The organism is Pseudobutyrivibrio ruminis, assembly GCF_015057245.1.
GTDB classification, from domain to species: domain Bacteria; phylum Bacillota; class Clostridia; order Lachnospirales; family Lachnospiraceae; genus Pseudobutyrivibrio; species Pseudobutyrivibrio ruminis_E.
Map to the genome: position 1 here is coordinate 15,863 of NZ_SVET01000023.1, position 25,081 is coordinate 40,943.

Sequence of the window (25,081 nt, forward strand, 5' to 3'; positions counted from 1 at the left end):
AAACTATAGAATGCAAGGCCTTGAAATACAAGGTCTTGCATTTTTTATAGCTGAAAAGTTGCATATATTGGGTTAAGTTTAAGGGGGCACGTCCGATATTAAATGTGTAAGGACATGGAAGACCTAACAATTTCAAATACACCGCACGGATGCTAGACTTGCTTTATTTACGGCTAATTAGGAGGCAACTATGAGAATTAACAATAACATGTCAGCGGTGATTACCAACAACCAACTTCTTGGTACAGAAAGTTCCCTTGCAGATGTAATGGAAAAGTTAAGTTCAGGCTTTAGCATTAATCATGCATCAGATGATCCATCTGGTATTGCTATTGCGGGCAAAATGCAGGCACAGATTGATGGATTAGGTAAAGCTTCAACAAACAGTAGCGATGGAATTTCAGTACTTCAAACAGCTGAAGGTGCTCTTAATGAAGTAACAGATATGATTCAGCGAATGAGAGAGCTTTCGGTTCAGGCTGCAAATGGCACAAACTCAGATTCAGAGCGTGAGACAATTCAAAAAGAAATTGATTCTCTTTTAGAGGAAATTGATAGAGTAGCAGAAACAACAGAGTTCAACACAATCAACCTATTAAATGGTTCACTTGATAATAGAACTTATGCTGAGCATGCAACTCGTATGCAGACATCAAACACAGTTCCAGCAGGATTATATACATTGACTATAACATCAGCTGCAACTCGTGGAACAGCAGGTGGCGTTAATCCGTTGCTTGGAAATGCAACAGCTACAGCACTTTCAATGGCTGGAACAATGAATATTAACGGATACGGCGTTGAATTTACAGAAGGAATGTCTCGTGAAGCGGTATACGAAGCTATGCGAGATGCTTGTGAAAAAGGTAGTGCTACAATCTCTGACCCAGATGAGAACATTGCAATCTATTCGTTGAAATATGGTGCAAAGGCAGATTTGGAAATCGAATTTTCTTCAAAGGAATTTGCGGTAGCATTAGGATTCCCTGAGGACCAGATTACTGAAGGTGCAATTATCCAGAATGTAGGTGTTGATGCTGTTGTTGAATTGGACAAGACATCACCATCAATGTTTGGCCCACAGGCAACTACAGGATATGATGGAAATCACATTACTGTTACAGATGTAGATGGATTCGAATTATCTTTCCTTGCAGAAGCGGGATTTGATGCTACAACAGATACAGTGACAGGTGGAAAAATAGAATTTAACGTTACAGACATCGGCTCAATGACACTTCATGTTGGTGCAAATAAGAACCAGAACATGGAAGTAAGAATTGCAGCAGTTACAACAGAGTTCATGTACATTGATGACCTTAGTGTAACAAGAGTAAATGGTCCAGAGGATGCACTTGATTCTCTCGACACAGCTCTCAATTATGTGACTTCAGTCAGATCTCAGCTTGGTGCATATGAGAACCGACTTGAGCATACAACAAAATCTCTTGATACAACAGAAGAGAACATGACATCAGCTATCTCTCGTGTAGAGGATGCTGATATGGCAACAACAATGGTTGAGTATACAAAGCTCAACGTATTGGAGCAGGCAGGTACATCTGCACTTGCGCAGGCAAATGAGTTACCACAACTTGCATTACAGTTGCTACAATAAGGTGACACTAAAAGTCGAGTTTGCTTTTTATAGGAGTGAAATAAATGAACAGAGATAAGATTTCAGCTTTTACCTTGAAAATAGCTTCCAGCAATGGATGTGGATTGATTTCAATTCTTTATGATATATATGAAGAATATGAAACAGATGCGCTGGACAATTTTGAAGCTGGCCAAGTGACAGAAGCAATTGCAGCACTTAAAAAGTGCGCAGAAGTTGTAAATCACCTCCAGAAAGATTTAAATTTTGAATACAAGGTAAGTGGAAATCTGTACGCGCTTTACGATTATGTACAGCGAAATGTATCCAAGTCCATATACAAGGCAAACGCTGACGGATTATTAGAAGCAAAAAAGGTGATGGATGAGTTAGGAGATGCTTTTGACCAGTTGGCAAAGGAAGATACGTCCGCACCGATTATGCAAAATACACAACATATTATGGCAGGAATAACTTATGGAAAAAATTCTTTAAATGAAAGTGTTATGGGTAACCAGGCAAGAAGAGGATTTTGGGCATAACAGTAGTAAATAATAAATGAGACTCTAGTTCGCTAGGGTCTCATTTTTTGTGTTTTTGTATAAAGAAAATGTTTGTGAAAAATATACAAGCGAATTTCATAGTGTCAAACGCTATGGAATTATTTCTGGATCCGGAGCATACTGTTGCGTCGACAGGAGGTGAAAAAGACGAGTACGTTTTTGATCTGGAGCATTTTGACGTCGGCATCGCTGTTTGATGCCAGGTCGTACAGGATTCCAAATCAACTAATCATCCTGGGTTACTTAGCAGGAATTTATGTGAACCTGTTGAGCTATGGATGGATAGGAATTGCATACTTCCTTATGAAAGCAATGTGGCCAATAGCATGTTTATCGCTGCTGTATATTTTTGGTAAACAGCTTGGCGCTGGTGACATCAAATTGTTTTCTGTAATGGCAACACTGGTGGGTGCATACATTACCGTAAATACGATGATCACTTCTGTGATTCTTGCTGGGATCGCGATTGTCATTGTGAGTATATATGAAGGGCGATTAATAAGAAGAAAGCTTCATTATTCTTTTTATATAACGGCTGCGTTTTTTTTACTGCAGTATAAATGAACAAGAGAAATAATGGAGGAGTTACCATGAGAAATTTGGAAGTTGCTTTATGTGATTGCTGTGAAGATTACATATTAAAGTTTGCTTCATATCTTATGTCTAATGTGGATGCCAGCATTCATATTTTTACAACAACAGAGAGCTTCTTTTCCGATGAGGGTTGCTACGATGTAGCGATTATGTCTGAGGATTTCAAAGAAGTTTCGGAGTTTAGACCTAAGGGAGAAGTAAAACGCAAATACTTCTTATGTGAAGAATCGGATGTTGAAGATGAGGATTACATATATAAATACCAATCTATCGACAACGTCTTGGGAGAAATAACTGAGTTACGAAAACAAAAAGGTGTAGGCGCTAGTATAAAAAAGTCTAATGGAAATTCAAAGTTTATAGGAGTGTATTCTCCTGTTGATCATGAATTGCAGCTGCCATTTTCAATGGCGCTGGGTCAGGGATACAGAACAGGTGGGAAAGTTCTGTTCTTAGATTTAGAAGAGATATCTATCATGCCAGATTTAATCGGCAGTGAAATGGAAAGAAATCTTCTGGATCTTCTATATGAAATCAATACAAGCGCAAGTGATTTTGACATAACTACATATGTAAGAAACTTTATGGGATTTGATTTTATTCAGCCATTTAGAAATCCAAATGAGCTTGGTGAGATTGAGGCAGAAACATGGAATTTGCTGTTTGATGTTCTTGCCAAATCAGATTATGACGTGATTGTAGTTTTATTTGGAAGAACAATAAACGGATTTATTTCAATCCTCCAAAGATTTGAGCACCTTTATGTTTTGGGAAAACCGGGAGATTACTTCAAAAAGGGCCAGGAAGCATTTATGGAATATCTTGAGCGAATAAATGCAGAAGTAGATAGGGAGAGTGTAATTCTTCCTATGTCTGCAGGAAATCTGACAGATGGTACATACCAGATTCAGGAGCTGATGCAGGGCAATTTAGGAGTATTTGTAAAAAAGCTAATTAGTACGAAGGTCAAAAATGCAATTGAATGTTACAGATGATTTAGAAAAAGAGATACGTCAGGAGGTAATGAATGCACTTGATTTATCGATGGATGTGTCTGATGAAGAAATATTAACTTTAATTAAAAATAGCATAATCGAAAAGGGAAAGAATAGACCAATCTCGCTGGCAGATAGGAAAAAGATTGAAAATCATGTCTTTAATTCGCTACGAAAATTGGATGTTCTGGAGGACTTGCTAAACGACGAAGAGATTACAGAAATAATGATTAATGGCCCGGAGAATATCTTCATAGAAAAGAAGGGCCGAGTGGTTCATTGCAGTGAAAAATTCTCTTCCGAGGAGAAATTGAATGACATTATTCAAAATATCGTAGCTCAAAGTAACAAGATTGTTAACGAGTCAAACCCAATCGTAGACACCAGACTTTCGGATGGATCGCGAGTGAATATCGTGTTGAAACCTGCGGCTGTAGATTACAGTATTTTATCAATTCGAAAGTTTCCAAAAGAGCAAATGAACATGGAAAGATTGAAATCCTTTGGCTCTATTTCTGAAGAGCAAGTGGAACTTCTACGGAAGCTGGTGGCAAGCGGATACAACATATTTGTGTCAGGTGGAACAGGCAGCGGTAAGACATCATTTTTGAATGCTCTAGGTGAATTCATACCTAGTGATGAAAGAGTAATTACTATAGAGGATTCGGCAGAGCTTCAGCTGAAAAATGTAGACAACCTGGTACGTCTAGAGGCGCGAAATGCAAACCTGGAAGGTAAGAATGAGATTACCATCAGAGATTTGCTCAAATCCTCTCTTAGAATGCGCCCGGACAGAATCATTGTTGGTGAGTGCAGAGGAGCAGAAGCCCTTGAAATGCTTCAAGCCTTCAACACCGGTCACGACGGAAGTTGTTCAACTGGTCATAGCAATTCCTGCAAGGATATGTTGTCACGATTGGAGACTATGGTGTTGATGGGGGCGGAGATTCCGTTGCCTGCTATTAGGCAGCAGATTGCATCTGGAATCGATATCATTGTTCAGCTTGGAAGGCTCCGAGATAAAAGCAGAAAGCTGCTTGAAATCACAGAAGTGTTAGGGCTTGAGGACAATGAAATTCAGTTGAATCCACTTTATAGATTCAAGGAGATAGAAGAAGTAAATGGAAGGATAGTGGGCCAATGGGAAAAGGTAGGAAGCCTGGTAAACCAAGACAAGCTAAAAGCAAATGGAATGCAGATTTAAGGCTGACAAAGGATGATTTCATGCCTCTGCTTCAAGGGATAGGGCTGACTTGTGTAATCGCATATCTGTTTTATAAATCCTTCATGGGACTAGTGATTGGTGTAGGTGTAGTGCCTTTTTGGATTCATCTTAATAGAGTGGAGCGAGTGGAAAGAAGAAAGGCGAGAATGCTTGTTGAGTTTAAGGAATTCATGATTTTGATAGTACAAGGACTTCAGACAGGTTATTCCCTGGAACGAGGAATAAAGCAGGCAGAGAACGAGCTAAAAAGACTATATCCAGACGATTCTGTTTTGCTGCCGTATGCTCATGTGATGAATCAGAAAATCTCTATGAATGTGCAGCTGGAAAAGGCCTTTATGGAATTTGCATCATCAGTAGGTTTGGAAGAGGCCATGAGTCTAGCAGAGATTATCGCATTTGCGAAGCGAAGTGGTGGAGATTATGGAAAGAATATCAGGGAGACTGCCATGAAGATAGAAGACAATCTGGCAGTCAAACAGGATATAGAAACAATCACCACAGAAAAGCGACTGGAGCTAAAGGTAATGTGTGTTATGCCAATAGGAATTCTTGCGTATATCACACTTACTTCAAAGGGATTTGTAGCGCCACTTTATGGAAATCTAGCAGGTGTATTTATAATGACAGTATGTCTAATCGCGTATGGATTTTTGATTATGTTAGGTAAAAAGATTATCGATATTAAGGTCTAAAAATAGGGAGGTGGGTGTCTTGCAAAAGAATCATGATTTAACCTCAAAGCAATTGATTGAAATAGTAGTTGTGTGTGTGGCTCTTGGGATAGGCTTACTAATTCATGACTATTTGGAAACAAGAATAAACTTTGATGGAACTATAAAAAGAAGTGCAGCAGGCACAGGGAATACAACAGAAGATTTAGAGCTAAATTTTTTAGATCAGAATAAAGAATTGTCGGTGGAGGTATCCGACAAAAGTCTTTCGGATAAAGAGATATCCTCAAAGATAAATGAGGCTATAGAAGAAATAGAAGCGACATATTTAGGGAAGAATAAATCTGCCAATGAGGTTTGCTATGACTTAAACCTGAAATCAAGCTATTGCGACGGAATGATAGATGCATATTGGACTTTTGATAAGTTCGGGTTGATTTCAAGCGATGGAAAGCTAAGAACGGCAGAAATCCCTGAGGAGGGTGAAGTTGTAAATCTGGTAGCTCAGCTGAGTTATGAGGAGACGACGGAGCTTTATAGCTTCTCGGTATTTGTATGTCATAAAAGCATCAATACACTTGATGGCCAGGTGGAAGCCATCGAGAAAGCTGTAAAAAATATAGATTCCACAACACGTGATAAAGATAAAATGGTCCTTCCAACGGAAGTGGAAGATATGAAGCTTTCCTGGAAGAAAAAGATGGATTACAGAGGATTACAGGTAATAATCCTTGGAATTGTCACAGTGCTGGGAATTCAGCTTGGGAAAAAGAAGGATGAGAAAAAAGCAAAGCAATTAGAAATAGCTGAGAAGGAAAAAGATTATCCAATGATAGTCAGTGAGCTGTCAATTCTGATGGGCGCTGGTATGAGCTTAAGAAAGGCATTGGAGCGAATTATTGCTAGATATAACCAGAAAAAGAAAGCGGGATTACTTCGTCCTGGCTATGAAGATATATCTGTCACTTATCGCAAGATGTGTGACGGTCTAGGGGAGGTAGCAGCTCTCGAAGACCTGGGAATGAATAGCGAAAGCAAGGAGTATAGAAAGCTTGCTATGCTCCTTGCACAGAATCTGAGGAAAGGCTTTGCAGACCTAATAAGTTGTTTAGAAAAAGAAGAGAAATATGCTTTTGAAATGCGAAAGCAAAGAGCAATAAAAGCAGGAGAAGAAGCTTCAACAAAGCTTTTAATACCAATGGCAGGCATGCTTTTTATAGTAATAGTAATTTTGGTAGTGCCGGCAATTATGCAAATGAATATATAGAAAGAGGTAAAGAATGTATTATTTAATGCTTAAACAAAAGATAAAAGATTTTCTTACAGAAGAAGATGGAATTGGAACAGTAGAGATGATTTTGATTTTGGTTGTTTTAATCGGAATCGTGCTTATTTTTAAGGAACAGCTCAATTCATTAGTTGAGAGCATCTTCAAAACAATCAACGAGCAGGCTAAGAAGGTATAGTGAAAAAGGGTTCGTTAACGGTATTTTTTGCTCTGATAATGGTTTCAGTGATGACCCTGATTTTCACCATGGGCGAGTGTATTCGTATATACGAATTACAGGATTTTAGTCAGGAATACACAGACATGGCAGTGGAAAGTGGTTTCTCAGAATACAATCCATATCTCTGGTCAAATTATAGAATCTTGGCTATCGATTTGGGATATGGAAGTGGAAATGTTGGGCCAGCCGCATTGGAGCAAAAGATACTAGAGTATTGTACATACAACGCAAATATGGAATATGGCAGCAATTACGCCAGACTCATACCAGAATCATGTAGTGCTTCCAATTATTCGTTGCTTACAGATAGTAAAGGAGCAGGAGTGGTAATGCTTGGCGTAAAGGCTGCAAAAGATGGCCTGGCTGAGCAGATAATCACTGGAGTGCAGCAGAAAGCAGAAAGTATAAACGGAGTAGAAAAGGTCTCTGTGGAGCAGCAAGCATCAGATGGAAAAGCTGCCTTGGATAATGAGAAGGTGGCTTTACAAGAGAAAAAGCAAGCGGCGGCTACAGACGATAATCCAGATACAAATCCATCAGATTACCCTGAGCCAGAAGAGGTGGAGGATAATCCGTTGGATGCCTTTAGTGTGATGAAAGAATCGATCCAAAAAGGTTTTTTGTCTACAGTAGCAGATCCGGAGAAATTATCAGATGTACAAATCGATTTAAGTGCCACGCCATCACACAGAACGTTAAATACAGGAAATATGGAGATAACCAATGGCAATGTGTTAGTTGATAAGGCATTGTTTGTAGATTATCTGCTGACAAGCTACAGCTATTACGGTAGAGATTTAAAACATGATGGAATGAAATACGAGGTTGAATATCTAATAGCAGGAAAAGAGTCAGACGTGCAGTCATTGGCTACCGTGCTAGAAGAAATCATGCTCATTAGAGAAGCAGCAAACTTTTCTACCATCATGGATCATCCATCTATGGTTGCACAGGCTCAGGCTGTAGCAGATATTTTGGCTGGGTTCACCATGAATCCGGCAATAATCGAAGCAGTAAAGTATGCAGTGATAGCAGCGTGGGCATACATCGAAAGCACGCTGGATGTTCGTCTTCTGATATCAGGAGGTAAGGTGCCGTTGATTAAAAATCTGGATCAGTGGACATCAGATGTGTGGCATCTTTCAAATTTCTTGGATGTAAATTGCAAAGCGAAATCAAGTGAGACAGGAATTAGCTATAAAGACTATCTCATAGGATTTCTTACCTTAAATAGCAACAATACTCTGGCTATGAGAGCCTGCGATGTAATGGAAAATGCATTGAATGCCACTGAGGATTACAAGGATGTAAAGGTAGATAATATGGCATTTGCAGCAGATGTAACCATAACATATGCCGCTGATGAAATGTTCATGTCACTCTTAGATAGCAGCAATACCGTAGGCGAATACAGCTTGAGTAAACATAAATATATTTCTTATTAATTCTAGCGAAAGGAGGTGTAAAAAGGTGTCTCAGTCTTATATCAATTCTGTTTCCCTAATAAAACCATTTGCACTGGTTTTAAAAATGATTGTTTATATAAAAAGTTTAAAGAAAGGTAATATGCCCGTGTTTCTTAACTGCAAAAGAGAAGATATGGAGATACCTTTTTATGCCTCCTTTAAGAAAGCTAGTTACACCATTGAAGCGGCCATAATAATGCCACTTTTCATATCTTTGATGGTGTTTGGAATGTTTATTTTTAGGGTGCTGCAGGTACAGTCTGGCATTCAACAGTCCATAGATTTTGCCAGCAGAACCATGGCAGTAACTCTTGGAAATGTTGCTAATACAGGGGAGTCCAATGAGGATGTAAATCCTAATGAACAGGATCCTTCTGTCAGTGGAGAATTATCAGAGGGCGGTCTAATAGCAGGAACTATAGCGGTGGCCGGCGTAGAAGTAGTAAAAAACAAGGTGCCATTAGAGTTCATAGACGGTGGAGCTTTGGGACTAAACTTTTTAGAAAGTGAAGCGGAAGGCAACTACATAGATTTAAAGGTCAGCTACACCATGACATTTCCTGTAGGCTTGCTGGGCGATTTATCATTTGATGTTGATCAGCGGGCCAGAACCAGAAAATGGGTGGGGTATGACAAGGCAGAATACGAGTCCGATGGTCGTTATGTGTACGTAACAGAACATGGGGCAGTTTATCATGTGAACTATTTTTGCACCTACCTTAATCCATCGGTTCACAGGGTGCCAAAGGCAGAGGTTAAGGATAAAAGAAATAAAAGTGGCGGGATTTATTATGAATGTCACAGATGCAAAAACAAAGATGGCAATGGCTTTTTGTACATTACTGATTATGGAACGTCATACCATAATGATGTAAATTGCACTGAAATAAAACACAACATAAAGAAGGTTCTTTACGAGGAAGTAAAGGATACTATGGCCCCTTGTAGTAAATGCTCTGCAGGGGAAGCCCATGATGAGGAGTAAGAGAATGGAAACAATTGGTTTGGCTTGTTTGTATGGATTAACAGCTATGGATGATTTGAAAACGAAGCAGGTGCGAGTAATAGAAATAATAGTATTTGGAATATTAGGAATAGCTATAAATATAATTTACAGACCTCATTCGTTACTTAGCGTGTTAGGTGGAGTTGGAATAGGTCTTTTGACAATTCTGTTTAGTTACATTTCAAAAGAGAAAATCGGAATGGGAGATGCCTATATTATTACGGTGACAGGCCTGTATTTAGGCTTCATAGATACAGCAGTATTGCTATGGCTCAGTTCGCTAATAGCAGCAGTTACAGGATTGGTTTTAATACGTAAATACGATAATCCTAAAATGGAAATACCATTTGTTCCCTTCCTTTTAATAGCCTATATAATCATGTATTTAATCCATGTTTTAGGAGGAATTGTTTTATGAAGCTGAAGGGAAGCTACACTGTGGAGGCTGCATTCATAATCAGTTTTTGTTTTATATTATTTGGCATGGCTATTGGTGTCGCCTACGAATTATTTCAAATCACCTTGGAGTATGTGAAATACAAAGAAGGAAACTTTGACGCTGTAAACCTATTTAGATTAAAGGAAGGGCTTGTAGGAATATATCATGCTATAAAGGAGTAGAGTATATGGAAATAAGTTATGAACGAAAGCACAATGATAGCTTCATGGTGATAGATGGTAATGGGAAAAGCATTGATTATGAAAACAAAATGATTAACGCCAACCATATATCTTCATTGTTAACTATGAGCAGCTTTGCATTGGATGGAAAAGAAAAGCGTAGTTATACGATTAGTAGAAAAGAAAATCTGGAAGACTTTATCGATGCCCACGATATAACAATAGAAATGTTGGAACGAATCATTATCAATTTGCAGCTGGCCCTCGATGAAGTAGGGAAATACCTTATTGATGAGCAGCATATTTGGCTCAGCAAAGAATCAGTGTTTTTGGAAAAATCCAATGAGAATTATAAGCTTAGCCTTTGCTATTATCCTGGGGAGTTTGGGTCAGTTCAGGAACAGTTTAGACAGCTGATGGAATTCTTTCTTTCAAAGGCATCTCAGGCTGACAGGGAATCAGCAAAGCAATTATACATGGCATATGATTTGTGCCTTAAGGATGATTACACTTTGGAGGAAATAATTGATTGCCTTCAAGATAGAGAATACAAAGAATCATATCAGGATAACGATGAATATGTGCAGGAGCCAGAAATCGAAAGACCAGAGATATATGTAGAAAAGGTCACCTTAGAGGAGGACCCTGATATGGATTACCTGACAAATTACTATGAGGAAGATGAGCCAAAATATTCCTTTGTCGAGAAGCTTTTGTCAGCCACAAAAGATATTATTTCAAAGAGAAAAACTGTAAAAGATGAAGAGGATATATATACAGAGGATTTCCTTGTTGAGCCAGATTATGAGCTGGAAGAAAAAACAGTTCTATTAACTGAAGCCAAGGCTGTTGGGAAGCTTGTATACGATGGCAATAATAACGAGGATGACTTCATCATAAACAAGGATATTTTCAGGATTGGTTCATCGAAGAATAATGATGCCATTTTAAAGGCTCGTACAGTCAGTGGAAATCATGGGAAAATTACTAAGGAAGGAGACGATTTCTTCCTTGTAGACAACAACAGTTTAAATGGAACGTTGTTAAACGGAAATATATTGTCTTACCGTATTCCCTACAAATTAAAACCTATGGATATAATCCAATTTGCATCAGAATCCTACGTGTTTATGTAATTGGTGTAAAGTGCCAACTTTTGTTGTTAACTCCCTTTATTTTTGGTAAAATAATAAAAGTTTGTGGGATTTTCCCTAGTTAGGAGAGTTAACGAAATGAGTATTATCGATAAGGTGTTTGGAACACACTCACAGCGCGAGTTAAGGCGCATCAATCCAATCGTAGATAAAATTGAATCATATAGAGAAGCTATGGGGGCTCTTACTGATGAAGAGCTTCGCCATAAGACAATAGAATACAAGGAGAGACTTGCTAACGGCGAGACACTTGATGACCTTCTTCCAGAGGCATACGCTACAGTTCGTGAAGCTGGTAAGCGTGCACTTGGTATGGAGCACTTTAGAGTGCAGCTCATCGGTGGTGTTATTTTGCATCAGGGTCGTATCGCAGAGATGCGTACTGGTGAAGGTAAGACTCTTGTTTCAACACTTCCAGCATACCTTAATGCACTTGAAGGTAAGGGCGTTCACATCGTTACTGTAAACGATTACCTTGCAAAGCGTGATGCTGAGTGGATGGGTGAGGTTCATCGTTTCCTCGGCCTTACAGTTGGTGTTGTATTAAACGACATGTCAAAGGAAGAGCGTCAGGCAGCTTACAATTGTGATATCACATACATCACAAACAACGAGCTCGGTTTCGATTATCTTCGTGACAACATGTGTGTATATGAAAAGGATTTGGTTCAGCGTGGTCTTCACTACTGTATCATCGATGAGGTTGACTCAGTTCTTATTGATGAGGCACGTACACCACTTATCATTTCCGGTCAGTCAGGAAAGTCTACAAAGCTTTATGAGCTTTGCGATGTTCTTGCTCGCCAGCTTCAGCGAGGCGAGGATCTTCCTGAGTTCTCAAAGATGGATGCCATCATGGGCGTTGAGCGCAACGAAACTGGTGACTTCATCGTAGATGAAAAGGACAAGGTAGTTAACCTTACAGCACAGGGTGTTGCAAAGGTTGAGCAGTTCTTCCACATCGAGAACCTTGCAGACCCAGAGAACCTCGAAATCCAGCACAACATCATCCTTGCACTTCGTGCTCACAACCTTATGTTTAAGGATCAGGATTACGTTGTTTCAGATGGTCAGGTTATGATCGTTGATTCATTCACAGGCCGTATCATGCCAGGTCGTCGTTATTCAGATGGTTTACATCAGGCTATCGAAGCAAAGGAGCGTGTAGAGGTTAAGCGCGAGTCTATGACTCTTGCAAGCATCACATTCCAGAGCTTCTTCAATAAGTATGATAAAAAGGCAGGTATGACAGGTACTGCTCTTACAGAGGAGCAGGAGTTCCGTGATATCTACGGCATGGACGTTGTAGAGGTTCCTACAAACCGTCCAGTACAGCGTATCGATCATGATGATGCTGTTTACAAGACAAAGGCTGAAAAGTACAAGGCAGTTGTTGAGGAAGTTAAAAAGGCTCACGAAAAGGGACAGCCAGTACTTGTTGGTACTATCGATATTGATATTTCAGAGCTCGTTTCAAAGATGCTTCGTCGCGAAGGAATCGAGCACAATGTATTAAATGCAAAGTATCATGAGAAGGAAGCTGAAATCGTAGCAGAGGCTGGTAAGCACGGCGCAGTTACAATCGCTACAAACATGGCTGGTCGTGGTACAGATATTAAGCTTGATGAGGAAGCACGTGCAGCAGGTGGTCTTAAGATCATCGGTACTGAGCGTCATGAATCTCGACGTATTGATAACCAGCTCCGTGGACGTTCAGGTCGTCAGGGAGACGTTGGTGAATCACAGTTCTTCATCTCACTTGAGGATGACCTTATGAGACTCTTCGGTTCAGATCGTCTCATCACAATGTTCAACTCTCTTGGTGTTCCAGAGGGTGAGCAGATTAAGCACAAGATGCTTTCTGATGCCATCGAAAAGGCTCAGAAGAAGATTGAGGAAAACAACTTCTCAGCTCGTAAGAACTTGCTTGATTATGATCAGGTAATGAATGAGCAGAGAGAGCTTATTTATAAGCAGCGTCGTCGCGTACTTATGGGCGAGGATATGCATGAGCAGATCATCGGCATGATTAAGGACAAGGTTGACGAATGTATCGAAAAGACTATTCCAGATGATGTTGAGACAGACCTTTGGGAGCTTCAGGAGCTTAACCACCTCCTTTGCCCAGTCATTCCAGTTCCTGTAATGACAAAGCTTTCACTTGGTAACATCAAGGAAAAGAAGCAGCTCAAAGAAAAGCTTACAGAAATCGCACTTGATATGTACGATAAAAAGGAAAAGGAATTCGAGCAGCCAGAGCAGTTCCGTGAGGTTGAGCGCGTTATTCTTCTTAGAGTTATCGACCGCAAGTGGATGGAAGAGCTTGATGATATGGAACAGCTTCGTCAGGGTATCCGTCTTCAGGCTTATGGTAACCGTAATCCAGTTGATGAATATAAGGCAGCCAGCTACGATATGCTTGATGCAATGAACGCTGCAATCATCAATGATACACTTACAATGCTTTACAGAATCCGTATTGAAAAGAAGGTTGAGCGTGAGGAAGTAGCTAAGGTTACTGGTACAAACAAAGACGACACAGCATCTTCAGGACCAAAGGTTCGTAAGGAAAAGAAAATCTTCCCTAACGATCCATGTCCATGTGGATCAGGATTAAAGTATAAGCAGTGTTGCGGAAGGCATTAATAAAATCAAAACTTGATTTTGATTTTTTAATGCTACGACACGCCCCGCGCGGAGCGCATTTAAATGGGCGTGTCTTCCCGTTAGCTTTAAATAAACTACATGTGATTTAGACAGAACCATCTCATTTTGAGATGGTTCTTACATTTAAAGGATTGAGTATGACAGATTTAGAAGAATACTATAACAAATTCAATGAGGACAAACGCCTGCGAAGCCGCCATGGAATTATGGAGTTTACTGTTACTATGAAGTATGTCCATATATATTTAGATATGGTTGCAGCAGAGACTGGAAAGGACAAATCCAATATCCAGATTCTGGATATTGGAGCCGCCACAGGCGGCTACAGTATCCCTCTTTGGGAAGAAGGCTATGATGTCACTGCGGTGGAATTGGTAAAGCACAACCTTGGTATGCTTAAAGCCAAGGGCACAGGTGTAAAGGCTTTCCAGGGAAATGCACTTAAGCTCAAGAGATTTGAGGATGAGTCTTTCGATTTGACACTTTTATTTGGACCGATGTATCACCTAAAGATTAGAGAAGAGCAGTTGCAGGCTTTGAAAGAAGCAAAGCGTGTTACAAAGACTGGTGGATATATTCTTGTTGCGTATGTAATGAATGAGTACGCCTTCCTGACCTATGGAATCAAGGAGGGACACGTCTTAGAGAATATTGCTGAGGGAAAGTTGGATGAAGCCTTCCACGTACGGCCGGGCGCTGATGATTTGTACGCGTTCATGAGGACCGAGGATATTGAAGGCCTGAATGCAGATGCCGGGCTAGTCCGCGTACAAATCATATCGCCAGACGGCCCTGCAAATCACATGCGCCGCGAAGTAAACGCCCTCACTGAGGAGCAGTTCGCAGCTTTCATACAGTATCAGATGGCCGTCTGCGAGCGCGCCGACTTGCTCGGCGCCAGCGCCCACACTGTAGACATATTAAAAAAGTAAAAATTATATATTATGTAATTGGGTATTTGAAAAAAATAGAAAGGATGATAAAATGTAACTAGAAATTAGTTACACAATTCAAATGCCAAAAAAGAAAGAGTTATTAGAAAAATTATTTAGAAAACCATATCCTAAAAACTTCACAGTTAGAGATTTAGATGCTCTTATGAGTAAATGTAATTGCGATAAATTTCAGGGAGGTAGAGGTTCAAGTATAGGATATATTCATATTAAAACAGGTAGAATAGTTCAATTTGATGGGCCACATCCAGGTAAAGAATTATATAAATATCAGATTGATATGATTAAAAAATATATAAATGATATTGGAGAAAAGGAGTAGTAGCTTATGAAATCAGATATGATGAAATATAAAGGATATCGAGCAACAGTAGGCTATGATAGCCGCGACAATATATTTATTGGAAAGGTCTTTGGGATAAAAGATTCATTGAATTTTCATGGAAGCTCAATTGAAGAATTAGAGAATTCTTTTCATGATTCTATTGATAATTATTTGGAAATATGTGAAAAATATGGAAAGGTTCCAGAAAAAGAGTTTTCAGGAACATTCAATGTAAGAACATCACCAGAGATTCATGAAAAAGCTTCAGTTTATGCAGCAGAAAATGGATGTACTTTAAATCAAGTTGTCACAATGGCAATGGAATTATTCTTAAGAAAAAAGACAATGAAAATATAAAACAAAAGCAGCTAATCGACTTAGTCGATGTAGCTGCTTTTTAAATAATCTATAAATGTCATAACCTTGCCGTTTTCGCTGTCAAATAACTCTCTGAAAATGTTCATGTCAAAACCTCCTATAAACATTTTTATCAATCAACATCTATAGAATACCATGATTTCTGAAAACTTCCATTGAGAAGTTATACAAATTATACAATTCGCACAATCGCAAAATGTATATAATGCACAAAAAATGCGCATGCAACCCGCTATAACATAAATCTATAACACTTTAGATTGATTTAGCGCAATTAAATAGTATAATATAAATTAATTGGAGGTACGGTATATGTTTTTTGATGATGTAAAAAATAGAAGAAGTGTTAGAACTTTTGATGGAGAGGGATTAACTCAAGAAGAATTAAAGGATTTACAGGCTTACTCTACAAGCATTGTAAACCCATACAATATCTCAGTTGAATTTGTATTTTTGAATAAGGAAGATCATGATTTATCGAGCCCAGTTCTATCTGGTGAAAAGCACTATATTTCCGCCAAGGTTAAAAAAGGCGTAAATGCCGATGTTGCCTATGGCTACAGTTTTGAAGAATTATTAATGTATGCGGAAAGTAAAGGAATGGGTTCAGTTTGGATTGGTGGAACAATGCCAAGAGATAAATTTGAAGCAGCTTCAAATCTTCAGGAAGATGAAATTATGCCATGCATGAGCCCTATTGGATATAGGGCAGATAAAATGGGCGTTAAAGAAGTACTCATGAGAAAAGGCGTAAAAGCCGACACAAGATTCGACTTTTCAGAGCTATTCTTTAAAGGTGATTTCAACACTCCGCTTACACAGGATGAGGCAAAGGAATGTGGAATCCTTTTGGCCCTTGAGGCAGTTCGCCTTGCACCATCGGCTGTAAATAAACAGCCATGGAGAGTTGTAGTAACAGAAAGTGGCGTTCATTTCTACGAGAAAAAGGATCGTGGTTACGATAATGGCACATATGATTTGCAGAAAGTAGATTTAGGAATCGCCATGTATCATTTTGAAAACCAGTGTCGCGAAGAAGGAAAGCAGCTTACATTTAAGCTTGCAGATCCAGGAATTGCCATCCCAGAAAAAACAGAATATATTGCAAGCTACCTATTCTAATAGATTAAAATGACAGCGAGGCCTGTGACATAGCCTTTTTCTTAGGGCTAGTGCCATAGGTCTTTTTGTATGCCCTAAGGAATGTGGAGTAGGTGCCAAAACCGGCCTGCTCGGCAGCCTCCACGATAGCAACACCAGAATTAATAAGCGATTGAGCTAATGACAGTCGCTTAATTGAAATATAGTTTCCAATGGTGTAGCCAGTTTCATCTTTGAACGTGTGCATCAAGTAATATCGGGAAAGGAAAAACTGCCCGGCAATTGTATCCACAGATAAATCTTCTGCTAAATGTTCGTTTATATAATGAATAATTTCACCAATCTTTGAGCCGGCATAATTAGTAGAAATATATTCCACCTCATCGCTGATTGCTGCCCTGTTAAGCTCAATCATGAATTCCAAAAACAGCACCTGCATAAAAAGCTCGTTGGCATAATCATCTTTACCAAGATTTGCAGTAAGCTTTCCGACTGCGGCGGCAACCCTTGAATTCTTAAAAGAATGAAGTCTCAAAACATGAGAACCCTTTTCCATAGCATTTCTAAAGCAATAAGACAAATCATTTCCCTCTCGACTATACTCCGCCAAAAACTCCTTCGAAATATAAATGATGATTCTTTCATAAGGAGAATCATCGTGAAAAATAGGGCGATGAACCTCGCCTGCACTGACAAACACAATATCATCAGCCTGCAGATCAAAAGTCTGGCCCTCGATAGAATATGAAGTATTCCCAGATAAATGAATGAGCACTTTATGGAAATCGTGATAGTGAAAATCTATCTCTCCCAAATTGGAATCTACAAGATGAAAAATCTTGAAATTATCGTATAAATAACCTTTTTTAGAGTATCTATCCATGGATGACCTCCTTTGAAATCTTAAATATATTATATAACCATCAGCACTATTTGCAATAATTTAAGCACAAAGCAGCATTATAATATTAAAAAGTGCGGAGTATACTTGTGGTATGATAGAAACAGTACAGTTAACTAGTTTCGAAAGGACATTATATGAAATTCACAAAAATGCATGGCTGCGGTAACGACTACGTTTATGTAAACCTTTTTGAGGAGCAGCTTGATAACCCAGCAGAAGTTTCTATTAAAGTTAGCGACAGACATTTTGGAATCGGTTCAGACGGTCTCATCACAATTGGTCCATCTGACAAGGCAGATTTCAGAATGCACATATATAATGCTGATGGTTCAGAGGCAGAGATGTGTGGCAATGGAATTCGTTGCGTTGCTAAATATGTCTACGACCACAAGCTTACAGACAAAACAGAAATCACTGTCGAAACAGGAGCCGGAGTTCTTACTCTTATCCTTTATCCAGAAAATGGCAAGGTTCAGCAGGTTCGCGTAGATATGGGAGAGCCAATTCTTACACCTGCAGAAATTCCAGTGGTTTCACAAAATGACAAGGTCATCGATGAACCAATCGAAGTTGGCGGAAAGACATGGAACATGACATGTGTTTCTATGGGTAACCCACATGCAGTTGTTTTCGTAGATGACACGGCAAGCTTCCCACTTGAGACATACGGTCCACTTTTTGAAAATCATGAAAGATTTCCAAAGCGTACCAACACAGAGTTTGTTCAAGTTATCAGCCGTACAGAGGCAAATATGCGAGTTTGGGAGCGAGGCAGTGCCGAGACTTGGGCTTGCGGAACAGGTACATGTGCATGTGTTATGGCGTGCATCCTTAATGGAAAGACAGAAGACAAAGTGTTAGTTCACCTGAGAGGTGGCGACCTTACTATAGAATACGACCGCGCAAGCAATCACGTATTCATGACAGGTCCAGCAACCGAGGTATTTTCAGGAGAAATAGAGGTATAAAAATGAAATTAACAACTCTTTTAGAAGAATTAGACTATGAGTTATTCGCAGGAGAATTAGACCGCGAAATATCTACACTTACATACGACTCAAGAAAAGTAGAGAAGGATTCAGTGTTTGTCTGCATCTCAGGTACAGTTAGAGATGCCCACGATTTCATTCCAGATGTAATCGAAAAAGGTGCAGGTACTATCATTATCGAAAAGGATGTTGAGCCAGTTGCAGGCGTTACTTACATCAAGGTGAAGAACAGCCGTCAGGCCCTTGCAATCCTTTCAGCTGCATATTTTGGTCATCCAGCAAAGGAGCTTAAGACAATCGGTATCACCGGAACAAAGGGCAAGACAACTACCACATACATGGTAAAGTCTATCCTTGAAAAGGCTGGTATCAAGACAGGCCTTATTGGCACAATCGAGTCTATTGTTGGTGAGGAGCGTATCCCAGCTGTAAACACAACACCAGAGTCTTACAGAGTTCAGGAGCTTTTCAGACAGATGGTAGATGCAGGTCTTGATGCTGTTGTTATGGAAGTAAGCTCACAGGCGCTAATGCTTCACAGAGTTTCAGGTTTCACTTTTGATATTGGCGTATTTACAAACCTTGAGCCAGATCACATTGGTGAGAATGAGCACAAGGATTTTGAGGATTATATGCACTGCAAGAGCCTTCTTTTCCAGCAGTGTAAGGTTGGTATCTTCAACGGAGATAGCGAGCACATCGATGGAATCCTTAAGGGCCACACTTGCGATGTTGTTAAATATGGCTACGGCAAGGATAACGACCTTATAGCAGAAAATGTTGAGCTTCTCAAGGAACACGGCGCTCTTGGAGTTAAGTACCACATCGCAGGCAAGGAAAACATGGATGTTGAGGTAAATGTGCCAGGAACATTCTCTGTTTACAACTCACTTACAGCAGTTGCAATCTGCAAGCAGTTTGATGTTGCAGAGGATAAAATCAAGGCAGCCCTCAAGGACGTTCATGTAAAGGGACGTATCGAGCTTGTGCCAGTTTCAAAGAAATTTACAGTCATGATTGACTATGCACATAATGCAATGGCTCTTGATAGCCTTCTTACAACTCTCAAGGCTTATGAGCCAGGCAGATTGGTTTGCCTCTTTGGATGCGGAGGAAACCGTGCAAAGAGCCGTCGTTATGAAATGGGAGAGGTAAGCTCAAAGCTTGCTGATCTTACAGTTGTTACATCAGACAACCCACGTAACGAGGAGCCAATGGATATTATCAATGATATTCTCATCGGCGTTAAGAAAGCTGATGGCGAATACGTAACAATCCCTGATCGTAAGGAAGCAATTCGCTATTGCCTTGTAAATGCAAAAGAAGGTGATATTGTGGTACTTGCAGGTAAGGGCCATGAGGATTACCAGGAAATAAAAGGTGTAAAACATCATATGGATGAGCGTGAGCTTATCGCAGATATTATTAAGGAGGATGGACATGACATTATTTAAGGGAGCAGGAGTAGCACTTATTACTCCATTTAACGAAGATGATACCGTAAATTATGACATGCTCGGAACTTTAATTGACAGACAGATTGAAGGCCATACAGATGCAATCGTTGTGTGCGGTACAACAGGCGAGCCAGCCACAATGACTGAGGAAGAAAAGCTTTCGGTTATTGATTTTACAGTAAAACGCGTTAATCACAGAATTCCTGTTATTGCAGGAGCAGGTGCCAATTCTACAAGGCTTGTTATCGATTTTTCAAAGAAGCTTGAAAAGCTTGGGGTAGATGGACTTCTTATTGTTACACCTTTCTACAACAAAGCAACACAGCAGGGCTTGTACGAGCATTACACAGCAATCGCTCATGAAGTAAGCCTTCCAATTATCATGTACAATGTACCAAGCCGTACAGGATGCAACATCCAACCAGAAACAGCTATGAAGTTGGGTCTTGAGAATAAAAACATCGTAGGAATCAAGGAAGCAAGCGGAGATATCTCTCAGATTACCAAGCTTGCCAGCCTTTGCAGAGGATGCCTTGATATCTATTCAGGAAACGATGACCAGGTTATCCCAATCCTTTCCCTCGGAGGAATTGGTGTAATTTCAGTGCTTTCCAATGTTGCACCTCAGGGTACTCACGATATGGTTATGGAATATCTTAATGGCAACGAGGAAAAGGCCAGAAGATTACAGCTCGATTACCTTGAGTTAGTAGATGCATTGTTCTGTGAAGTGAATCCAATCCCTGTTAAATCCACAATGAATATGTTAGGATTTAATGTAGGAAGCCTTAGACTTCCACTTACGGAGATGGAGGAAGAGCACAAAGTGGCAATGAGTAAGCTTTTACACAGAATGCCACAGGAAATGCTCGCATAATTTTGAGGGACGAGTATTTTAATCCAAAGGAAACACCAATAACTTTTATATTGGTTGCTATAAATATCATTACATTCATAGTGTTGGAAATCATGGGAGACACTATGGATGGTTTATTCATGCTGTTAAACGGTGCCATGAACCCAAACAAGGTACTTGCAGATGGGGAGTGGTATCGTCTTCTTACAGCTACATTCATGCATTTTGGAATTGAACATTTGATGAATAACATGCTGCTTTTATTTTTGCTTGGACAGATTTTTGAACGAGCAGTAGGGCCAGTGCGTTATTTGGGAATATATTTAGGGTCAGGTCTTACTGGCTCTTTTTTGTCATTCTTTTTTATGTGTTTGATGGGAAAAAACGATATTGTGGCTGGAGCATCCGGTGGAATTTTTGGAATAGTTGGTGGAATGCTTGTTGTTATTCTTGTACACAAAGGGAAATATAAAGGAATAAGCACCAAGAGGATGCTAATTATGGCAGGACTTACCCTCTATTTCGGGTTTGCTTATGCTGGTACAGACAATGTAGGTCACCTGGGAGGACTTACTGCAGGCATAATCATTACATTCTTTACCTACGGAATTCCTACATTAATAAAGGGGCCACACGTTGATTTTGAGTCCGAAAAAAATTATACTTTAAAACAGGATGATATCAATGAGGAATGATGTATGAAAGTTAATATCTATTACGGCGGAAGAGGCCTTTTGGAGGACCCAACTTTATATGTAATTAATAAAATGGAGCAGGTATTGACTGAGCTTCAGGTTGAGGTTCGCCTTTACAATATTTATGAGCAAAAAAACGCGATTTCAATGCTCCCACAGACACTTAAGGATGCAGATGGAATCATTCTTGCAACCACAGTGGAATGGCTTGGAATTGGTGGCTATATGAACCAGTTTTTGGACGCATGCTGGTTATATGCAGATAAATCAGCCCTTGCGACGACATATATGCAGCCAGTTGTAATGTCTACAACATATGGCGAGCGCGAGGCTATGGTTACCCTTGAAAATGCTTGGGAGATTCTTGGTGGCTTGCCATGTTCTGGCTTCTGCGGATACGTAGAGGATCTTAAAGAATTCAGAGAAAATGCGGAATATGCTCACATCATCGAAAAGAAAGTAGAGACACTTTACCGTACAATTTCACAGCATACAAAGGGATTGCCAACCAGCAATCAGGCTGTCACACGAAGCATTCTTAGAACAGCTCAGCTTGAGCTTTCTCCACAGGAATCAGAGCAGCTTTCAAAGTTTGTATCTGACGATGAGTATGTTCAGACACAGAAGGCAGACATCGCCGATCTTACAAGTATGTTCAGAGATATGATGGGACAGAAGCAGGAAGACAGCACCAATGAATACATAAATGATTTCAAGGTGCACTTTAGAGGAAATCCTGAATTCTATGCAAAATATCTATTTATGGTGGAGGGGAAGAGCCAGCCACTATTTATGAACGTAATGGGAGAGCAGCTTGAATGTCGCTATGGCAAAGAGGACAATATCGATGTTTACATGAAGCTTTCAGGCTCAATCATGGACAATATTGTTGCAGGCCGTGAAACATTCCAGCGAGCATTTTCAGTAGGAGATATGACAGCAAAGGGCAATTTTAGAACCCTTCGCATGCTTGACGAAATATTCACTTTTAGCTAGGAGGATAATGTAATGAAGGACAACAATTGTATTTTCTGTAAGTTGGCAAATGGAGATATTCCAACAAATTCTATTTTTGAGGATAATGATTTTAAGGTGATTTTAGATGCAGATCCAGCCACAAAAGGACATGCACTTATCCTTCCAAAGGATCATTTTGCAAACCTTCTTGAGGCAGATGATGATGTGCTTGAAAAGGCATTACCACTTGCTAAAAAAGTGGCAAATAAAATGAAGGCAGAACTTGGCTGCGCCGGCGTAAATATCGTGCAAAACAATGGTGAGGCAGCAGGCCAGACAGTACATCATTTACACATCCACATTATCCCAAGATATGAGGATGATCCTGACAAAACAATCTGTGGATGGAGCCATCAGTCATTTACTGAAGAAGAGACTGCAGAAGTTGTAAAGAAACTATCATTATAAAAAAATAGTGAAAAGATTTATTTTAAAAAGATTTAACTAATCTCTTGACTCTGGTTGTTAAGAAATTTATAATTTACTGGTATGTTAATTTCATAACAAAAAGGAGAGAAGAGATATGGACAACAATATGAATTTTGACCCAATGACAGGTCAGCCAGTTAATCAGCAGCCTGTATACCAGCAGCCTGTAGTTGATGAGACAGTTGGTGTAGGTGAGTGGATGCTTACAACACTTCTTTGCTGTATTCCAATCGTAAACATCGTTTTGATGTTTGTTTGGTCATTCAGCAACAACACAAAGCCATCAAAGAAGAACTGGGCTAGAGCTGCACTTATCTGGGTAGCTATCGTGTTAGTACTTTACATCATTTTGATCGCTGTTTTCGGAGCTGCAATCGCTTCATCATTGTACTAAGATAAAAATAGGAGCAGGTACTTAATGTACCGGCTCCTTTCTTTTTACTTATTTATATCTGTTATAAGCTTCAAAATAGTGCTATTAGCATCTAGCAAATGGCTGGATGCCATGGTTTCTTTTATAGAATCTCTTCTATCATAAACATCTTTTACAGCATTAATAAGAATCTCTGATGTTAGTTCCTCCTCCTGAAGAACAGTTGAAAATCCTTGTTTTTTATAGCTTTCAGCGTTAAGAATCTGATCTCCACGGCTAGCTGCAGCTGAAAGTGGAATAAGGATGTTTGGAATCTTTAAAGCAAGAATCTCGCAAATTGAGTTTGCACCTGCACGGCTTATCATCAAATCTGTCATGGCGAACACATCGTTTAATTGTTCACTGACAAACTCATACTGTTGATAACCGGCCTTACCTTCCAAATCTTTGTTGATATTTCCCTTACCAACTAAATGAACAATCTGAAAATCTGAAAGCAGTGTATCAAGTGATTCCCAAACAGCATTGTTGATGAATCGGGAGCCAATGCTTCCACCCATAATCAAAATCACAGGCTTGTCCGCAGTAAATCCCGTGAACTCAAGTCCATTTTCCTTTGAGCCAGTGAAAAGCTCTCGGCGAATAGGCGAGCCAGTGTGAACTGCTTTGCCTTCTGGAAGATATTGAAGTGTTTCTGGAAAGTTGCAGCATACTTTTGTAGCAAATGGAATAGCAAGCTTGTTGGCAAGTCCTGGAGTCATATCAGACTCATGAATAATAGAAGGAACATGCTGACGAGCAGCCGCCATAACAACTGGTACAGAAACAAATCCGCCTTTTGAAAATACAACATCTGGCTGAATGTGCTTGAGCAATTGATTTGCTTCAGAAAAGCCCTTGATAACTCTGAAAGGATCGGTGAAATTTTTCCAATCATGATATCTACGAAGCTTGCCAGATGAAATACCATAGTAGGTGATGCCTGCATTTTCTACCAATTTCTTTTCGATTCCAGTATATGAACCGATGTAGTAGATTTCATAGCCCTGCTCCCTGAGAAGTGGAGCCAAAGCCAGGTTTGGAGTGACATGACCAGCAGTACCACCGCCTGTCATTACTATCTTTTTCATATAGAACCTCTTATATAAATATTAAGTATTTTTATTTGAACATTTACATGATAACAATCGTGAATTAAAAGTCAAATAATAGTACAATCCGGCGAAAATACGTGATAGAATTGGTTATGGAGAATAACTATTATGAAAAAAGACTAACTATTAAAGAAAGTCAATAAAAATGTTTTAAAACAGAAATGTTTTGAATATAGCAGCGGTGACTATATCATCGCAATCAGTACATTGAAAATTGCATGGCAAATAGAGCATCAATTAATGGTGCTCTTTCAAGGAGATATGATATTGGAATGATTAGACAGCTTTTGTGTATTGTTGTCTTGAGGTTTCGAGTTTATAAATGACTCGAACAAGCTTCTTTGTAGCGTGTGATAATGCAACATAATAATGTTTGCCCT

At 39.5% G+C, this 25,081-nt stretch carries 27 protein-coding genes; 25 read left to right on the top strand and 2 right to left on the bottom strand.

The features are described from left to right. The first annotated feature begins 190 nt into the window (after positions 1-190). The 18 genes from E7274_RS13295 to E7274_RS13380 all read left to right on the top strand — a co-directional run bounded on the left by E7274_RS13295 (position 191) and on the right by E7274_RS13380 (position 16,848). On the top strand, positions 191-1,618 hold the full coding sequence (locus tag E7274_RS13295) for a flagellin N-terminal helical domain-containing protein (protein ID WP_304176555.1): 1,428 nt from the start codon (positions 191-193) through the stop codon (positions 1,616-1,618). A 44-nt stretch (positions 1,619-1,662) separates the two neighbouring features. After that, positions 1,663-2,139, top strand: a complete 477-nt coding sequence (locus tag E7274_RS13300; protein WP_304176556.1) for a flagellar export chaperone FliS — start codon at positions 1,663-1,665, stop codon at positions 2,137-2,139. Between the two features lie 159 nt (positions 2,140-2,298). Then, complete coding sequence (locus tag E7274_RS13305) at positions 2,299-2,724, top strand: prepilin peptidase (protein ID WP_304176595.1); 426 nt, start codon at positions 2,299-2,301, stop codon at positions 2,722-2,724. Between the two features lie 26 nt (positions 2,725-2,750). Further along, positions 2,751-3,749, top strand: a complete 999-nt coding sequence (locus E7274_RS13310) for a hypothetical protein (RefSeq protein WP_304176558.1) — start codon at positions 2,751-2,753, stop codon at positions 3,747-3,749. Further along, positions 3,727-4,953, top strand: coding sequence for a CpaF family protein (locus E7274_RS13315; protein ID WP_304176560.1), 1,227 nt, complete (start codon positions 3,727-3,729; stop codon positions 4,951-4,953). Before E7274_RS13310 ends, E7274_RS13315 begins: the two co-directional genes overlap by 23 nt. Then, positions 4,890-5,669, top strand: a complete 780-nt coding sequence (locus tag E7274_RS13320) for a type II secretion system F family protein (protein ID WP_304176562.1) — start codon at positions 4,890-4,892, stop codon at positions 5,667-5,669. The genes E7274_RS13315 and E7274_RS13320 overlap by 64 nt, the downstream gene beginning before the upstream one ends. Positions 5,670-5,688: 19 nt before the next feature. Continuing rightward, positions 5,689-6,915, top strand: coding sequence for a type II secretion system F family protein (locus E7274_RS13325; protein WP_304176564.1), 1,227 nt, complete (start codon positions 5,689-5,691; stop codon positions 6,913-6,915). A 13-nt stretch (positions 6,916-6,928) separates the two neighbouring features. Beyond that, a complete protein-coding gene (locus E7274_RS13330) occupies positions 6,929-7,114 on the top strand; it encodes a Flp1 family type IVb pilin (RefSeq protein WP_081828553.1) in 186 nt (61 codons plus the stop codon). Next, on the top strand, positions 7,114-8,601 hold the full coding sequence (locus E7274_RS13335) for a DUF5702 domain-containing protein (RefSeq protein ID WP_304176565.1): 1,488 nt from the start codon (positions 7,114-7,116) through the stop codon (positions 8,599-8,601). The genes E7274_RS13330 and E7274_RS13335 overlap by 1 nt, the downstream gene beginning before the upstream one ends. Before the next feature lie 154 nt (positions 8,602-8,755). Continuing rightward, positions 8,756-9,607 (top strand): TadE/TadG family type IV pilus assembly protein, encoded by an 852-nt coding sequence (locus E7274_RS13340; protein ID WP_304176567.1) that lies wholly within the window; start codon positions 8,756-8,758, stop codon positions 9,605-9,607. A 4-nt stretch (positions 9,608-9,611) separates the two neighbouring features. After that, on the top strand, positions 9,612-10,046 hold the full coding sequence (locus E7274_RS13345) for a prepilin peptidase (protein WP_304176569.1): 435 nt from the start codon (positions 9,612-9,614) through the stop codon (positions 10,044-10,046). Next, the gene (locus E7274_RS13350; RefSeq protein ID WP_304176571.1) at positions 10,043-10,249 is read left to right on the top strand and encodes a hypothetical protein; all 207 of its coding nucleotides are present in this window, start codon (positions 10,043-10,045) and stop codon (positions 10,247-10,249) included. Before E7274_RS13345 ends, E7274_RS13350 begins: the two co-directional genes overlap by 4 nt. A gap of 5 nt (positions 10,250-10,254) precedes the next feature. Further along, a complete protein-coding gene (locus E7274_RS13355; protein WP_304176573.1) occupies positions 10,255-11,385 on the top strand; it encodes a DUF6382 domain-containing protein in 1,131 nt (376 codons plus the stop codon). A 96-nt stretch (positions 11,386-11,481) separates the two neighbouring features. Further along, on the top strand, positions 11,482-14,049 hold the full coding sequence (gene secA / locus E7274_RS13360) for a preprotein translocase subunit SecA (protein ID WP_304176575.1): 2,568 nt from the start codon (positions 11,482-11,484) through the stop codon (positions 14,047-14,049). Between the two features lie 158 nt (positions 14,050-14,207). Next, complete coding sequence (locus E7274_RS13365) at positions 14,208-15,002, top strand: class I SAM-dependent methyltransferase (RefSeq protein ID WP_304176577.1); 795 nt, start codon at positions 14,208-14,210, stop codon at positions 15,000-15,002. A gap of 82 nt (positions 15,003-15,084) precedes the next feature. Continuing rightward, positions 15,085-15,345 (top strand): type II toxin-antitoxin system HicA family toxin, encoded by a 261-nt coding sequence (locus E7274_RS13370; RefSeq protein ID WP_033154679.1) that lies wholly within the window; start codon positions 15,085-15,087, stop codon positions 15,343-15,345. 6 nt (positions 15,346-15,351) lie between these two features. After that, positions 15,352-15,705, top strand: coding sequence for a type II toxin-antitoxin system HicB family antitoxin (locus tag E7274_RS13375; protein WP_090481101.1), 354 nt, complete (start codon positions 15,352-15,354; stop codon positions 15,703-15,705). Between the two features lie 333 nt (positions 15,706-16,038). Continuing rightward, complete coding sequence (locus E7274_RS13380) at positions 16,039-16,848, top strand: nitroreductase family protein (protein ID WP_304176578.1); 810 nt, start codon at positions 16,039-16,041, stop codon at positions 16,846-16,848. Positions 16,849-16,852: 4 nt separating this feature from the next. Here E7274_RS13380 and E7274_RS13385 read toward each other — a convergent pair whose 3' ends face one another. After that, complete coding sequence (locus E7274_RS13385) at positions 16,853-17,710, bottom strand: AraC family transcriptional regulator (protein WP_304176580.1); 858 nt, start codon at positions 17,708-17,710, stop codon at positions 16,853-16,855. A gap of 155 nt (positions 17,711-17,865) precedes the next feature. Between E7274_RS13385 and dapF the strand changes: the two genes are divergently transcribed. From dapF to E7274_RS13420, 7 genes are all read left to right on the top strand, one after another. Continuing rightward, on the top strand, positions 17,866-18,699 hold the full coding sequence (gene dapF, locus E7274_RS13390) for a diaminopimelate epimerase (RefSeq protein WP_304176582.1): 834 nt from the start codon (positions 17,866-17,868) through the stop codon (positions 18,697-18,699). A 2-nt stretch (positions 18,700-18,701) separates the two neighbouring features. Next, a complete protein-coding gene (locus tag E7274_RS13395; RefSeq protein ID WP_304176584.1) occupies positions 18,702-20,174 on the top strand; it encodes a UDP-N-acetylmuramoyl-L-alanyl-D-glutamate--2,6-diaminopimelate ligase in 1,473 nt (490 codons plus the stop codon). Beyond that, positions 20,161-21,054, top strand: a complete 894-nt coding sequence (gene dapA / locus E7274_RS13400) for a 4-hydroxy-tetrahydrodipicolinate synthase (protein ID WP_304176586.1) — start codon at positions 20,161-20,163, stop codon at positions 21,052-21,054. Before E7274_RS13395 ends, dapA begins: the two co-directional genes overlap by 14 nt. A gap of 104 nt (positions 21,055-21,158) precedes the next feature. Beyond that, a complete protein-coding gene (locus E7274_RS13405; protein ID WP_304176588.1) occupies positions 21,159-21,728 on the top strand; it encodes a rhomboid family intramembrane serine protease in 570 nt (189 codons plus the stop codon). Positions 21,729-21,731: 3 nt separating this feature from the next. Continuing rightward, positions 21,732-22,724: an SCP-2 sterol transfer family protein gene (locus E7274_RS13410; protein ID WP_304176590.1), complete on the top strand. Its 993-nt coding sequence runs from the start codon at positions 21,732-21,734 to the stop codon at positions 22,722-22,724. A 12-nt stretch (positions 22,725-22,736) separates the two neighbouring features. Beyond that, a complete protein-coding gene (locus E7274_RS13415) occupies positions 22,737-23,153 on the top strand; it encodes an HIT family protein (protein WP_304176592.1) in 417 nt (138 codons plus the stop codon). Positions 23,154-23,268: 115 nt separating this feature from the next. Continuing rightward, positions 23,269-23,568: a hypothetical protein gene (locus E7274_RS13420; protein ID WP_207641075.1), complete on the top strand. Its 300-nt coding sequence runs from the start codon at positions 23,269-23,271 to the stop codon at positions 23,566-23,568. Between the two features lie 44 nt (positions 23,569-23,612). On the opposite strand, the gene E7274_RS13425 is transcribed toward E7274_RS13420, so the two are convergent. Then, on the bottom strand, positions 23,613-24,677 hold the full coding sequence (locus E7274_RS13425) for an undecaprenyldiphospho-muramoylpentapeptide beta-N-acetylglucosaminyltransferase (protein WP_304176594.1): 1,065 nt from the start codon (positions 24,675-24,677) through the stop codon (positions 23,613-23,615). Between the last annotated feature and the right edge of the window lie 404 nt (positions 24,678-25,081).

Excerpts from the sequence above, each read along its gene's own strand:
- E7274_RS13295 (WP_304176555.1), top strand. The coding sequence starts at position 191 with ATGAGAATTAACAATAACATGTCAGCGGTGATTACCAACAACCAACTT.
- E7274_RS13300 (WP_304176556.1), top strand. The coding sequence starts at position 1,663 with ATGAACAGAGATAAGATTTCAGCTTTTACCTTGAAAATAGCTTCCAGC.
- E7274_RS13310 (WP_304176558.1), top strand. The coding sequence starts at position 2,751 with ATGAGAAATTTGGAAGTTGCTTTATGTGATTGCTGTGAAGATTACATA.
- E7274_RS13315 (WP_304176560.1), top strand. The coding sequence starts at position 3,727 with ATGCAATTGAATGTTACAGATGATTTAGAAAAAGAGATACGTCAGGAG.
- E7274_RS13320 (WP_304176562.1), top strand. The coding sequence starts at position 4,890 with ATGGGAAAAGGTAGGAAGCCTGGTAAACCAAGACAAGCTAAAAGCAAA.
- E7274_RS13330 (WP_081828553.1), top strand. The coding sequence starts at position 6,929 with ATGTATTATTTAATGCTTAAACAAAAGATAAAAGATTTTCTTACAGAA.
- E7274_RS13340 (WP_304176567.1), top strand. The coding sequence starts at position 8,756 with ATGGAGATACCTTTTTATGCCTCCTTTAAGAAAGCTAGTTACACCATT.
- E7274_RS13345 (WP_304176569.1), top strand. The coding sequence starts at position 9,612 with ATGGAAACAATTGGTTTGGCTTGTTTGTATGGATTAACAGCTATGGAT.
- E7274_RS13350 (WP_304176571.1), top strand. The coding sequence starts at position 10,043 with ATGAAGCTGAAGGGAAGCTACACTGTGGAGGCTGCATTCATAATCAGT.
- E7274_RS13355 (WP_304176573.1), top strand. The coding sequence starts at position 10,255 with ATGGAAATAAGTTATGAACGAAAGCACAATGATAGCTTCATGGTGATA.
- secA (WP_304176575.1), top strand. The coding sequence starts at position 11,482 with ATGAGTATTATCGATAAGGTGTTTGGAACACACTCACAGCGCGAGTTA.
- E7274_RS13365 (WP_304176577.1), top strand. The coding sequence starts at position 14,208 with ATGACAGATTTAGAAGAATACTATAACAAATTCAATGAGGACAAACGC.
- E7274_RS13370 (WP_033154679.1), top strand. The coding sequence starts at position 15,085 with ATGCCAAAAAAGAAAGAGTTATTAGAAAAATTATTTAGAAAACCATAT.
- E7274_RS13375 (WP_090481101.1), top strand. The coding sequence starts at position 15,352 with ATGAAATCAGATATGATGAAATATAAAGGATATCGAGCAACAGTAGGC.
- E7274_RS13380 (WP_304176578.1), top strand. The coding sequence starts at position 16,039 with ATGTTTTTTGATGATGTAAAAAATAGAAGAAGTGTTAGAACTTTTGAT.
- E7274_RS13385 (WP_304176580.1), bottom strand. The coding sequence starts at position 17,710 with ATGGATAGATACTCTAAAAAAGGTTATTTATACGATAATTTCAAGATT.
- dapF (WP_304176582.1), top strand. The coding sequence starts at position 17,866 with ATGAAATTCACAAAAATGCATGGCTGCGGTAACGACTACGTTTATGTA.
- E7274_RS13395 (WP_304176584.1), top strand. The coding sequence starts at position 18,702 with ATGAAATTAACAACTCTTTTAGAAGAATTAGACTATGAGTTATTCGCA.
- dapA (WP_304176586.1), top strand. The coding sequence starts at position 20,161 with ATGACATTATTTAAGGGAGCAGGAGTAGCACTTATTACTCCATTTAAC.
- E7274_RS13405 (WP_304176588.1), top strand. The coding sequence starts at position 21,159 with ATGGATGGTTTATTCATGCTGTTAAACGGTGCCATGAACCCAAACAAG.
- E7274_RS13410 (WP_304176590.1), top strand. The coding sequence starts at position 21,732 with ATGAAAGTTAATATCTATTACGGCGGAAGAGGCCTTTTGGAGGACCCA.
- E7274_RS13415 (WP_304176592.1), top strand. The coding sequence starts at position 22,737 with ATGAAGGACAACAATTGTATTTTCTGTAAGTTGGCAAATGGAGATATT.
- E7274_RS13420 (WP_207641075.1), top strand. The coding sequence starts at position 23,269 with ATGGACAACAATATGAATTTTGACCCAATGACAGGTCAGCCAGTTAAT.
- E7274_RS13425 (WP_304176594.1), bottom strand. The coding sequence starts at position 24,677 with ATGAAAAAGATAGTAATGACAGGCGGTGGTACTGCTGGTCATGTCACT.